Source organism: Sneathiella sp. D3-11, from assembly GCF_055809395.1.
Window position 1 is genome coordinate 2540748 of record NZ_CM147911.1, and the last position, 12792, is coordinate 2553539.

Below are 12792 nucleotides of genomic sequence, written 5' to 3' on the forward strand. Positions count from 1 at the left end.
TCGGTGGTTCGTTAAGGATTTCTCAAAATACGGTAAATTTTATATAAACTGGATCATTTACTGGTAGTATTTACATCTCATTGACGAAAGTTATCAGTTCAGAACCTGACTTACCCGTTACAGCTCGGTATTTCTTGTTAAACGCGGGGCGCATGATGTTTTTCAACGTCTCGATTTCTGGCTCAGTTGCAATATAAACTTGCATGTCCTCATCTTCCAGCAGCTTTGGTGCTGCGGCTGCTGAAATTTCGCTCGCCTCGATTGCCCAGATCGCCGCTTTCGCGCTGGCGTCCTTTATTGCTTGTTTATTCTTCTCGGGCAAGGCGTTGTACCATGTGGTGTTAACATAACCGTTATAGAAAAGGGTGAATAGCGGCAGGATGGTTACGTGATCTTGAACCTCGTAATAGCGTGAAGACAGAGCCGATGATACGTTTGTTAGTCCGGCATCCAGATTGCTGCTTTTTAGGGCGTCATACGTCTGTTTGTCAGACATGTCGACAGGGCGCGCGCCCAATGCCTCGAACGCCGCGTTTGAGATCGGGCCCAAACCCTGAATTCTGAGGTCTTTAAAGTCCGATGGCGTGATGATATGCCGTCCCTTAGAAGTGATTGCGGTACGCCATGTTGTGAAAAGCCAGGTTACGTTGGTCAAGCCTGTGTCTGCTATATTCTGTTCCAGCAAATTAGCAGCGGGAGAGCCTCTCCATTTTTTCAGAATATCCATATTACGCAGGGCAAAAGGCTCAAGCGTTATATCCATCAACGGAAGGCTCTCTCTCCATTGGCTATTGCCAGAAAAGGCGCATTCCAACTCTCCGGCACGGACAGCGGCAGCATTTCGTGTCGCCTTTACAAGACTGTTCGCGCCATTGATCTGCACATCGATGTCATTTTCTGACAAGGTTTCAATTTCCGCTGCCCATTGGTCGATGACTTTGGCAATATGGTTATTCGGCGGAAGCGGATGACTGCAGCGCATGATCTCTGCCGCCTGCAGGGTGCTGGTGAAGGATATCATCAAAACCAGGCTGACAATGGCGCCAAAAAAACTATTCAACTTAACTCGTTCCTTAAACTATGAGCATCTTTTCTGGGGGCGGGAAAATGCTCTCCGCTCTTTTTGTCGCAGACTATAATCTGAGAAGACCTGATTTGTCATGCTTTTGCTTTAGGCGATCGCAGGCTCGGCGCGTTCTTCCCATTTGATGGCCTTCAGATCGAGGACAAAAATGGAATAAATCACAGGCACCAGCAGCAGTGTTGTGAAGGTTGCAATGGTTAGTCCGCCGATCTGTGCGTAGCAAAGCGGCTGCCAGAGGGGGCCGCCATGGAGCGCGAGAGGACCAAGTCCGAAGACGGTGGCGCCGACGGTAATAAGAACAGGGCGGAGACGGACTATCCCCGCATCGAGCAAAGCTAATCGCAAAGGCTCACCCTTCTCGTGCATTTCTTCGATAAAATCGAATAGCACGATGATATGGCTGACGATCACGCCGATAAGGGCGACGATACCAAGAAAGGCCATGAATCCGAATGGACTGTTGGTTACAGCGAGAGCGATGAGCGCGCCAATGATGCCATAAGGCACAGCCGCCAAAACCACCAGCGGCTTGACGGCATTTTTAAACTGGAAGACAAGAGCCACAAAAATGAGGCCGATGGATATTGCCATGACTTTGGCGAGTTGCTGGAAGCCGTGCTGTGCATTTGCCTGCTCTCCCGTAATCTCCATAGTGAATCCGGGCGGAAGTTTTTCTTTGAACGCGGCAAGATCATCCTTGATTACCGTCATCACTTCGGAGGGTAGCACGCCGGCCAATGGGAAAGTGCGGACGTTTACCGTACGGAAATGCTCTTCGCGGCGGATGCGCTCAGTATGAAGCTGATACTCAACTGACGCGATCTGGCCAAGTGGGATTTTATTGTTACTCGTGGTGGCAAATACATAAAGGTTTTCAAGGTCTGAAAGCTGTGCCCGCTCAGACGGTTTTAGTATTGAGACAACGGGAATATTCTTGTCTCCCTGTTGCAGCGTAGTTACTTGATTGCCGTTTAGACCAGCGGAAGAGGATGCCGCAATATTCTGGTTTGTGACGCCAGCAAGAAAGGCGCGATCGGGATCTATTTCGATGCGAAGCCTTAAGGACTCTCCGCCCCAGTCTTCACGGGGCCGTGCCGCGTTTGGTGCCTTCGCGAGAATCTCGAGAACACCGCCTGCAAGCTCTCGTAGGGTGGCAATCTCAGCTTCTGACTCAGGGCCATCCGATTGGACCGCGGATTTAGCGGCCAACCGGATTTCTATCGGATAAGGAACAGGGTTCGTCTGTAACTGTCGTACGTCAATGATGGCTTCTGGTATTTTTGCACTTAAGGCATGCTGCAAATACGGAATAAGTTCTGCTGTCAGGTCCTTGTTGTTCACCCTCATGACAAGTTGGGCGTAATTGCGTTGATGCAGTTGAGGTGTTACGGAAAACCAGAAACGTGGCGCACCGCCACCGATAAAGCTTGCGATGGATTCCAGAGGGTCGCCGCTACCCTCCGGTCCGAGGCTCGCGCCGAACTGAGTTGCAACGCCCTTGATGATCTGCACGGCGTTTTCAACAACCTTTTGTGTTTCGTGGATATTCGCATTATTGCGAAGGGTGACATCGGCATAGAATAGATATTGGACATCATCCGGAAAGAAGGATGTTTTCAGTGTTTTGCTCAAAGGGATGATCAGGGCAATAAAGGCAAAGGAAACGAGAAGGGCTTTTTTACGGTGATTGATCAGGAAGCTGCCTACACGGAAATAAAGCCCGCTGAACCCGCGCTCCCGCCGCTCCTCTATTGTTAATTCGGGTTTGTTTTGGGCCCTGAGAAGATAGTATCCTAGGAAGGGAAGAAAACTCATCGAAACCAACCGGGAGCATACAAGCGCGGTCGTCATCACAATCGGTAAGCTGTACAGAAATTCGCCGGTATTCCCAGAGAGCAGCAAAAAGGGAAGATAGGCGACCACATTGGTGATGGTGGCGAACATAATCGCATGAGCCAGCTTGGTCGGTCCAAGCCAGGCGGCGAGGGTTCTGGGTTGCCCCGCAGCAAGTCCGCGTTTTATTGCATCGCCAGCAACTACCGGGTCATCTACCAGAAGGCCAAGAGCAATAATCAAAGTCGCGATTGAGACTTGTTGGAGCTGGATACCCAGCGTATCGATAATCCCGAATGTCATGGCCAGCGTGATCGGGATTGATATCATCATCAAAAGGGCCGACCGCCATTCCCAAAAACCAACTAAGGATATGACCACGACAAGGACAATCGCCTCTATCAAGGCAGTCATGAACAAATCTATATTTTCCGCGACTTGGGACGGCTGGTTCGAAATACGTTCAACCACCAGATCGTCTGGAAGATGCGGTCGTACTTCTTTCAGGATGGTGTCCACGGCCTCACCAAACTTGCCGATCTGGCCGCCATCACGCATCTGAATGGCAAGGGAGATGGCCTTGCCGCGTTTCCATCTGCCGTTCTCATCTCGCCAGTTGTAGTAATTGAGGAATTCCGGGGGGATTGATATCCGGGCACGACGTCTCCTATATCCCGAAGATATACGGGCGCCCCCGATGGGGAGGTCGTGAACGCGGTGCCGCCGATTTGATCCGGGCTGGTATATTTTCCAACCGGTTCTACAAGTACGCTGGAGCCGCTGGCGTAAAACTCCCCGCCGGAAATATCGCTGTTGCGCGCGCTGATCGCCCCCGACACATCTCCCGGCGTCAGCCCGTAGGACGCGAGAAGATCTTGCGAATACTCAAGAAATATCCTCTCATCCACGACTCCGGACGTATTGACGACGGTCACGAGCGGGATGGTCTGCAGATTGCGAATGATCAGGTTGGAAAAATCATCGAGTTCCCGATAGCTGTATTTTCCGCCGGGAGAAGCCTGTAAGATGTCGTTTGTTTTTGCCGGATCATCGATAACAATGGCTGGCCAGGCGTCCTCATGAAAACTAACCTGCGCGAGTTTGGTGTGAAGGAAATCTCTGAGTTCTTTTTTCAGGTCAGCATCTGAAAGGCTTGTTGAAAGATCAAGGCCGATAAACCCAGCACCTTCCATGGAAATGATGGCCGAGGCGACGCCGTCCTTAACAAGATAGTCCTTGAACAGATCCATATTTCTGCCGGGTGTCGTCAGGGCAATATCCCGTGGCATTACGACAATCAAGGATCGGCGCTTTGATCCATCACCCGCAGCGTTCGATCGGGCTGTTTTGATCGCGGCCTCAATGTCCCTTGCGCGGAGAGAGATTTCTACCGGATTTTCAGTCGGGCTGGCAATCGTCATCAGGATCGCCGCCGTGTCCCCAAACCCGTCGTTAAACTGTATGGGGCCAGCCCCGTCCGGCAAACCAAGGGCCTTCAGGTTGAGATCAATTTCATTGAAAGCAGATTTTGTATCGTCCAGCGTCTCCTCCAGCTGGATCTGAACGATGGATAGATTTGGTAAAGTTAGAGATTTAACGGCAAATTTCGTCGGGCCGACCGGATGTAGCGTTGAACTGAGGGCGATCTGTTGTTCAATTGGTCGGGTGACGAGCTGTTCAATCTTTGTTGCATCCGCGCCAGGCCAACTCGTAATAACAGAGGCAACGCGCACCTGAATGGCAGGATCCTTCGCTTTTGGCATGGAGAGATAGCCATATATTCCCCACATGAACACAGCAAGGAGCAGGACCCAGGAGATATGCCGGTTCTCGGTGAAATAACGTGCGGTGTTATGGGTTTCCGTAATATCTTTCACCGGCGACGTTCCCCCATATCTTCAACAAATGCAATCACGGAATAACGGCCACTTGCTGGCCATCACGAAGGAAGGACGCACCACTGACAACCACTTGTGCATCGGCCTCAAGCCCGCCCAAGACGATAATTTTGTTGCCGTGCACGTCGCCGAGGTCGACGTCTGTCAGCTGGGCTGTAAATTTGTTGCCTTCAGATTTAAGGACGAAAACAGCATATCCGTCAGCATTTGTTTTGGAACGCACAACCGCAGAAAGGGGAAGCAGCGGTCCCTGATGCTCATTTGCGGTTTCCTTTGGCAGACTAAGTGACGCAATCATGCCAACCTTGAGAAGGTTGTCCTTGTTATCGATATCGATCTTGACATTGAATACCCGGCTATTGGTATCGGCGGACGGGGCAATCTCGGAAATATTGCCAGTGAATACTTTATCGGGGAAAGATTGGGTGACCAGATTCTGTGTATCCCCAATTTTGAGTGACTGGACCGTATTGTCCGGTACTCCGAAAACTGCTTTGACCGTTTTGGTGTCGGCTATAACAAAGGCGACCGTTTGCGGGTTGGCGAGCGATCCGATATCGAGGTTGCGTTGTAGGACCACCCCATCCAGCGGCGCGGCTAGATCAAAATCATTCACATTGTTGCGGGCAATTTTCTGAGCGGCTTTGGCATTTTCCAACTGCGCGACAGCATTTTCATATTCCTGTTTCGCGCTGTCGTAGTCGGGGGCGGTCATGCTGCCGGATTTAAACAACGTTGTTGCGCGGCCATAATCCTGCTTGCCTTTGTTGAGGTTCGATTGCGCGGCGGAGACCTGACTATTTGCCTGGGTCAGGCTGTCGCGAATATCTTTTGAATCTACGGTTGCGAGGATATCGCCCTTTTCCACCACATCGCCTGCCTGAATCGCGCGATCCTTGCCGGTGTTATCTTTTACCTGCATCAATTCAGTGACATAGCCGGTGACCTTGAAGGCGACGTTGACTTGGGTATTCGCCTCTATGTTGGCGCTGTAGCGGACATCGGTCTGCCGAGTGTCCTGTGACAGTGTCTCCGCCCGAACAGGCTGTAGCGGGGCTGGTTTTGACGCTTCCTCTGAATCGCAAGCCGTCAGGACGGATAGGCCTAACATCAAGCTGAAGAGGATGAAAAATCTTGGTGACATTTATTCTTCCCCCAACGCCTGCTCCAGCTCGGCGCTGGCATTCCAAACGCCTAGCAACGCCTGATGATAATCGTCATTTGCCTGTTCCAGTTGCGATTGGGCGTCTAGCAAATCACTTAGTAAGATTGTCTTCTCTTTATATTGATTGAGGCTTACGCGGAGCTTTTCTTCCGCCGCCTTCTTAGCCATTTCGGTAACAGGAACCAACAATCTCGCCACTTCAAGATTACGAATGCTTGCGTTGACTTGTGCGCGTATCTGATCCTCATTATCACGGAGAGAGTTCAACGCCTGCTGCAGGGCGTACCGTGATCCAGCGACATTGCTCTGGTTTCCGCCCCATGTGAAGAAATCCCATTTCGCGAGCAGCCCGACATAGAGACTTTCATCCGGCAGAAGTGTTGTATTTTCCGCCCGACCGTAGCTTGCGACAAGATTGACTTCCGGCAGATACCCGCTCTTCTGAATTTCAAGCTCTGTCTCGGCCGCCTCGACTTGAAGGCGCGCCTCCCGCGTTTCCGGCCTCTGCGACAGCGCCTGCTCTTCCGCTTGATCCGGATCGTAGGAAAAGGAAGGGTTTGCATTGGCTGGGGTGACACGGAACGGTATGGAGATATCTCGGCCCAACAAAGTGTTGAGCTGTTGCTTGCTCGTGAGAAGGTCGTTCTGCTGGGTGAGGAGATCGTGGCGAGAAGAGGCAAGTTGCGCCTCTCCGTTCAGGAGTTGATATTCAAGCTCTGTCTTCTGCGCAACGTTGTCCTTCAGAATTTTAACTAGTTCCTCATTGAAGGTGACGGAGGACTGAGTTGCCTCAATCTCGCTCTCTTCGCTCAAGATCTGGTAATAAACTTGCTTGACTTGAAGGGCAATGGATTGCTCCGTCTGGCGAGACTGCTGTCGCGCAATTTCCTGCTGCGTTTTGAGCTTGTCGACATTGAGACCGATTTCATAAAGGCCGACGAGCGGTTGCGTCGCCGTTAGTGAATAATGGGTGGTAAAGCCGTTCGTTGTATCGATAGCGACATTGCTGGACGGGACAGGACTGCCGCCTACCGTACCGAGGGAGCCTTCTTCGAAGGTATACTCATTATCGACAAAATTCTGGAGACCGCGCACATGGGCACTTAGCTGTGGAAACTGCTTGGACTGAACGGCTTTCTTTTGCTCCTCAACGACGTTAATTTGCAGGTCCGCATTCTTGAGCTGAAAATTCTGCGTTTTGGCAAGATGAAGGGCGTCTTCGAGAGTTAAAAGCGGGTCTTCTTCCGCCAGTGCCGGTGATGCTATCAGGAGGCCGCCTAGTAAAACCGCTGAAAATGCAGAGAGAGGTTTCAACATAGCAACATTTTCCAATGAGCATTAATTAGCAGTTGAAAAAACATAGCGGTTCAATTCAACCATGTCAAAGCGATTGGTCCTGGGGCAAAGGGGTGTTAGCAACGACTTTGGTTGGGAATTTGCGGAGTATTCATTCCTCAACCTCAACGGTTTCAAAATCAGCCGGGAGAATGATCTCAATTAATTCCAGATCGTCCGAATGTGCTAATTCCTGATGCTTTATTCCAGGCGGTTGATGGACGCAGGAGCCTGCCTTTAAAATTACTTCACCTGTTCCTTCATACCAAAATTTTACCCATCCTTTCAAAATATAGACCATCTGAAATTCAAGTTTATGGGTATGTTTGTCCCCTTCGGCATGTTCGCCCGGTACGGCGCGGATGACATGCGCACCGACCTTGCCACCTGTTGACTCTTTAATTCCGAGGTCGCGATATTCGAAAAAACCGCGAAGGCCACTGGAAAATTCTGCATCCTCCGCATGGCTTACAGATAGTTTCATTTTCCCACCCTTGTCAGTTGTCCCTTTCAGGCGCGCGCTGCTTTGGCCTGACGTGTTCGCCAAAGCAGCAGCCCCATGATCCCCATATTTAGCATATTCCAGGCAATGCCGTTAATAAATGCTGCTTGGTAGGAGCCTGTCAGGTCATAGATAACGCCCGAGATCCAGCCGCCGAGCGCCATGCCCACAACCGTCATCATAATCACTAATCCGACCCGCTCGCCGGCCTCCCTTGCGGGTAAATACTCGCGCACAATGATGGCATAGCTTGGAACAATGCCGCCTTGCGACAGCCCGAAAATCAGTGAAACGACGTAAAGTGAGACGAGGCCGTTAAAGGGTATGTAAAGAAACAGCGCGAGACATTGCAGGAAGGAACCGAGGAGGACGGTCCTGACCCCCCGATGTGATCCGCGAGAAAGCCGGAAAGCAGTCGGCTGACAATACCACCTGCGAGCATGATTGCAAGCATTTCCGCACCTGCCGACACACCAAAGCCAAGATCGGCGCAATAGGCGACAATATGAACCTGCGGCATGGACATGGCAACGCAGCAGCTTATGCCGGCAATGCATAGCAGGATTTGCAAGGTTCGCGGAGAAATGTCGGTCCGGAATTTATTGGTCGACGGCGTAATATTTGCAGATGAAAGCTCGACTGTTTGCGCAGGGAGGCGACGGCGAAGCAACAAGGCCAAGGGTATCATCACAGCGAGAGAGGCAATAGCGACCAGCATATAGGCATCACGCCAACTATCCGTAGCGATTATATCTTTTAGAACAAGCGGCCAAAATGTTCCGGCGAGATAATTTCCGCTCGCGGCGGCGGCGACCGCAATACCGCGGTTCCGCTCAAACCAGTGGGAAATATCGGCAATCAGCGGCCCGAAAGTGATCGCGGAACCAATCCCGATAAAGACGCCCTGAATAATGGCAAAGGTCCAGACGTTAGTCGCCATGGCCCCAAGTGTGAATCCTGCGCCGAGCATTAAAGATGCTGCAATCATTGGCAACACAATGCCAAACCGGTCGATCAATCGGCCAAAAATGAAATTGCCAACAGCAAAACCGATCATCGTGGTGGTGTAGGGGATTGAGGCTTCAGAGCGGTCAATGCCGAACTCATCCTGAACTGCCGGTAAAACCACGACGACCGCCCACATACCCGCGCTTCCGACCAGTGAGATCAGAACCGACACGCAGAGACGAAGCCAAGAGTATCCGCTGTCGAGATACGGTGCGTCAGAGCTATGTTGTGAATTCAAAAAGGACAAGTGATGCGCCCTTTCCCGCCAATGAGAGTTTATTGATTTTCTTCTTCGGGATCACCCTAGCATAGGGAGTGGAATTCCCGCACCTCTTTTGATCGAATGATATTCTGCAGTAAATTCCTCCATCGGATAGTTGTTTTCTTCCTGTCTGCGAGAGAGTAAGCTAACTCATAATGGACACAGAAAAAATACGCGAATTTTTTGAGCAGAGCTTGGCGCATTTAACGGCTCTTGCCTCGGACGTGAATATCCTGTCACAGCTTCTCGCGGTTGTTGGCGGCCTTGTCTTTGCTTACTTTACACGCCACCGCTTACAGTTGGGTTTTCTAGGCCTTCGCGGCCGATTCCCGGATGGATCTCCACTCACTAAAATATTCGAGATTCTGGCAACTCTTTCCTTGCCGTTGATTTGGCTGGCAATTGAGTTCGCCATTCTTGCTATTTTTCAAGGGGTCGGGCCGCCGTCCCATATCATAAGTGCGATTTGCTCCCTGCTGGTGGCATGGATCGTTATAAATGTGGTCACAAGCCTTGCCGAGAATAAAATCTGGGCCCGTCTTGTCGCCTTTTGTGCCTGGACGATCGCCGCGCTCAATATTCTGGGGCTCCTGACCCCGACATTGGTATTTCTGGAAGATCTTGCCTTCAATCTCGGAGAAACACGCATTTCCATGCTCGGCGTTGCCAAGGCGTTAGTGGCGGGGATCATCGTTTTCTGGGTCACTTTCGGCCTCTCCCGGTTTTTGGAGGCACGGATCCATAAATCGACTGCACTTACACCTTCCGTTCAGGTTCTGACAGCGAAATTGGTACGGGTTGGTCTCATCTCCGCGGCAGTTTTGATCATCCTGTCCAACTCTGGCATTAATATTACGGCTTTTGCCGTCTTCAGTGGCGCGCTTGGTGTCGGCATCGGGTTCGGCCTGCAGAAAATCGTTTCCAATCTGATTAGTGGAATTATCTTACTCCTTGACCGGAGCATCAAGCCGGGCGATGTGATTGAGGTGGGGCAGACTTATGGTCGCGTGAATACGATGGGGGCTCGATATGCCTCCGTCATAACTCGCGATGCTATGGAATTTCTTATCCCCAACGAAGACCTGATCACACAGCAGGTCATTAACTGGTCCTATAGCTCAAAGAATGTAAGGCTGCGCGCGCCAATCGGGGTTTCATATGACACAGATATTCCGAAAGCCCTCGAGCTGATCGTAGGTGCGGCAGCAGAAGTGCCGCGCGTGCTGAGCAACCCGGCTCCGAAATGTCTGATGCGCGGTTTTGGCGATAGTGCGATTGATCTTGAACTCAGGTTCTGGATTGCGGACCCGGAAGATGGGTGCCGCAACGTGACGAGTGAGGTTCTGGTGAGCGTCTGGAAACTTTTCAAGAAAGAGGGGATCAATGTGCCCTTTCCACAGCGCGATATTCGTGTTGAAATGGTCCCGCCCGGATCACCGGTATTGTCGGCAAATGAGGATGAGGCATGATAGAGAACACTGTCGCAGCATGGCATGACTGCATCAAGGAAAGTGACCCGCAAAAACTTGACGCTCTTTTGCATGAGGACGCAACCTTCCACAGTCCTGTTGTTCATACGCCGCAGCATGGCAAAAGTATTACCGGCAAATATCTGATGGCGGCGTTTCAGGTTTTGAATGGCGATGATTTTGAATATGTCCGCGAGATTGTCGGTCCGAAGGATGCGGTTCTGGAATTCACAACAACCATAGACGGTATTGTTATCAACGGGGTTGATCTCATACAGTGGGGCGATGACGGTAGAATTGTTGATTTTAAAGTTATGATCCGTCCCTTGAAAGCGATCAATCTTGTCCATCAGAAGATGGCGGAAATGTTAGTCCGCTCCGCGTAAAATGTGAAAATTCAACTTTGTAACTTTCCGGAAATATGACCATGACAACGGACCAAATTCTGCTTTTCTCGCTTTTCGGCGTTGTCTTTGCATTGCTTATCTGGGGCCGCTGGCGATATGATCTGATTGCTTTTGTGGCGCTTGTTATCGCGCTCGTACTAGGGTTAGTGCCAACGGAGCTAGCCTTTTCAGGCTTTGGTCATCCGGCGACGATTATCATTGCGCTAGTACTTGTTGTCTCGCGGGGGCTCGTAAATTCCGGTGCGGTTGATCTGATTACGCGACGGCTGACCTCACTGGATTTGAAACTTTCCAGCCACATAGCAGCGATGGGCGGGTTAGGCGCAATATTCTCGGCATTCATGAATAATGTTGCGGCACTCGCGATGTTGATGCCGGTCGATTTGCAGGCGGCCGCCAAGGCGAAACGGGCACCGCGCATTACGCTGATGCCGCTTGCTTTTGCAACAATATTGGGCGGGTTGATCACTTTGATTGGCACGCCGCCGAATATCATCATCGCGTCCTATCGGGAGAATGCTCTAGGGGAGCCGTTCTCGATGTTTGATTTTGCCCCGGTTGGCCTGTCCTGCGCCATTGTGGGCATTGTCTTTATTATGATCATTGGCTGGCGCTTTATTCCAGGCTCCCGAGATAGCAAGGCGCCGACTGTCGATTTGCTCGATCAGGAAGGATATCTCGCGGAATTGCAGGTGCCAAAGGAATCTCCTGCGGTTGGTATGCTGGTCCGTGATTTGGACAGCGTCGCCGATGACAATGACGCGGCGGTAGTCGGTCTGGTCCGCAACAACAAGCGGCTTGCGGGTCAGGCGCGGAATGTGGAAATCCGGGAAGGTGACATTCTGGTTGTGGATGCGGTGGCGAAGAGCATCGATCAGTTCCGCGGGGCCATGAAGCTGGAATTTGACGGAGAGAAACGGCACGAAAAGGCTGCTTCCGGCGGGATGGTCCTGATGGAGTTTGTGGTGCCGAAATACTCACGCATCGAAGGGCGGTCTGCCATGTCCCTCCGCCTTCTTGTCCGGCATGGGGTGACGCTGCTAGGCGTCTCGCGTCAGGGTAAGAAGTTTCGGGATAGGGTGCGCAAATTAGATATTGAGGCGGGCGACATTTTGCTTCTGCTCGGTCCGGTCGATCAGGTGCCCGAAGTGGCGCAATGGATGGGCGTGCTACCGCTCGCGGAACGGGGCTTATCCGTCACACAATATCGCCGTGCCGGGCTTGCTGCGGGCATTTTTGCAGCTGCAATTATCGTGGCCAGCTTTGGCTGGCTTTACCTGGCGGTGGCGCTGGCGATTGTTGTCGCTGCCTATGTTGCGCTTGATATCGTGCCTATTCAGGAGGTTTATCAGCATATTGAGTGGCCGGTTATTGTCTTGCTCGGATCGATGATACCACTTGGGGCGGCGCTTGAAGAATCAGGTGGGACCGCTTTGATTGCGGGCGGTATTGTGGATTTGACAGAGGGGCTTCACGTTGTTGTCGTTCTGACTGTCCTGATGGTGGTTATCATGACTCTTTCGGATGTGTTGAATAATACCGCGACGGCGGTGATCGGTGCGCCGATTGCCGTTGATATCGCTAACCGGCTGAATGCCAATCCCGACCCCTTTCTGATGGTGGTGGCGGTGGCCGCGTCCTGCGCCTTTCTAACCCCAATTGGTCATAAGAATAACACGTTGATCATGGGGCCCGGCGGTTATAAATTTGGTGATTATTGGCGGATGGGGTTGCCTCTCGAAATACTTGTGATTTCAGTCGCTATCCCCGCAATCCTGTTTTTCTGGCCGCTCTGAGCGCGGTTGGTATTCAAAACTGAACTTTTTATT

At 51.5% G+C, this 12792-nt stretch carries 11 protein-coding genes; 3 read left to right on the forward strand and 8 right to left on the reverse strand.

The annotated features are described in order from the left end of the window. Window positions 1-70: 70 nt before the first annotated feature. From dctP to AC0L73_RS12995, 8 genes are all read right to left on the reverse strand, one after another. Complete coding sequence (gene dctP, locus AC0L73_RS12960) at window positions 71-1060, reverse strand: TRAP transporter substrate-binding protein DctP (RefSeq protein WP_473653923.1); 990 nt, start codon at window positions 1058-1060, stop codon at window positions 71-73. Window positions 1061-1171: 111 nt separating this feature from the next. After that, window positions 1172-3475 (reverse strand): efflux RND transporter permease subunit, encoded by a 2304-nt coding sequence (locus tag AC0L73_RS12965; protein ID WP_473653924.1) that lies wholly within the window; start codon window positions 3473-3475, stop codon window positions 1172-1174. Beyond that, complete coding sequence (locus AC0L73_RS12970) at window positions 3421-4794, reverse strand: efflux RND transporter permease subunit (RefSeq protein WP_473653925.1); 1374 nt, start codon at window positions 4792-4794, stop codon at window positions 3421-3423. Before AC0L73_RS12970 ends, AC0L73_RS12965 begins: the two co-directional genes overlap by 55 nt. A gap of 34 nt (window positions 4795-4828) precedes the next feature. Further along, window positions 4829-5959, reverse strand: a complete 1131-nt coding sequence (locus AC0L73_RS12975; protein WP_227947787.1) for an efflux RND transporter periplasmic adaptor subunit — start codon at window positions 5957-5959, stop codon at window positions 4829-4831. Next, window positions 5960-7297 (reverse strand): TolC family protein, encoded by a 1338-nt coding sequence (locus tag AC0L73_RS12980; protein WP_227947786.1) that lies wholly within the window; start codon window positions 7295-7297, stop codon window positions 5960-5962. Between the two features lie 130 nt (window positions 7298-7427). Further along, window positions 7428-7799: a cupin domain-containing protein gene (locus tag AC0L73_RS12985; RefSeq protein ID WP_473653926.1), complete on the reverse strand. Its 372-nt coding sequence runs from the start codon at window positions 7797-7799 to the stop codon at window positions 7428-7430. A 26-nt stretch (window positions 7800-7825) separates the two neighbouring features. Further along, on the reverse strand, window positions 7826-8170 hold the full coding sequence (locus AC0L73_RS12990) for an MFS transporter (RefSeq protein WP_473655448.1): 345 nt from the start codon (window positions 8168-8170) through the stop codon (window positions 7826-7828). Continuing rightward, on the reverse strand, window positions 8101-9072 hold the full coding sequence (locus AC0L73_RS12995; RefSeq protein ID WP_473653927.1) for an MFS transporter: 972 nt from the start codon (window positions 9070-9072) through the stop codon (window positions 8101-8103). Before AC0L73_RS12995 ends, AC0L73_RS12990 begins: the two co-directional genes overlap by 70 nt. Window positions 9073-9242: 170 nt before the next feature. Between AC0L73_RS12995 and AC0L73_RS13000 the strand changes: the two genes are divergently transcribed. Genes AC0L73_RS13000 through AC0L73_RS13010 form a run of 3 tightly spaced genes read left to right on the forward strand, consistent with a single transcriptional unit; the run spans window position 9243 to window position 12759 of the window. Then, a complete protein-coding gene (locus AC0L73_RS13000; protein ID WP_473653928.1) occupies window positions 9243-10556 on the forward strand; it encodes a mechanosensitive ion channel family protein in 1314 nt (437 codons plus the stop codon). After that, the gene (locus tag AC0L73_RS13005; protein ID WP_227947782.1) at window positions 10553-10942 is read left to right on the forward strand and encodes a nuclear transport factor 2 family protein; all 390 of its coding nucleotides are present in this window, start codon (window positions 10553-10555) and stop codon (window positions 10940-10942) included. The genes AC0L73_RS13000 and AC0L73_RS13005 overlap by 4 nt, the downstream gene beginning before the upstream one ends. A 41-nt stretch (window positions 10943-10983) precedes the next feature. Next, window positions 10984-12759: an SLC13 family permease gene (locus AC0L73_RS13010; RefSeq protein WP_227947781.1), complete on the forward strand. Its 1776-nt coding sequence runs from the start codon at window positions 10984-10986 to the stop codon at window positions 12757-12759. Window positions 12760-12792 lie beyond the last annotated feature (33 nt).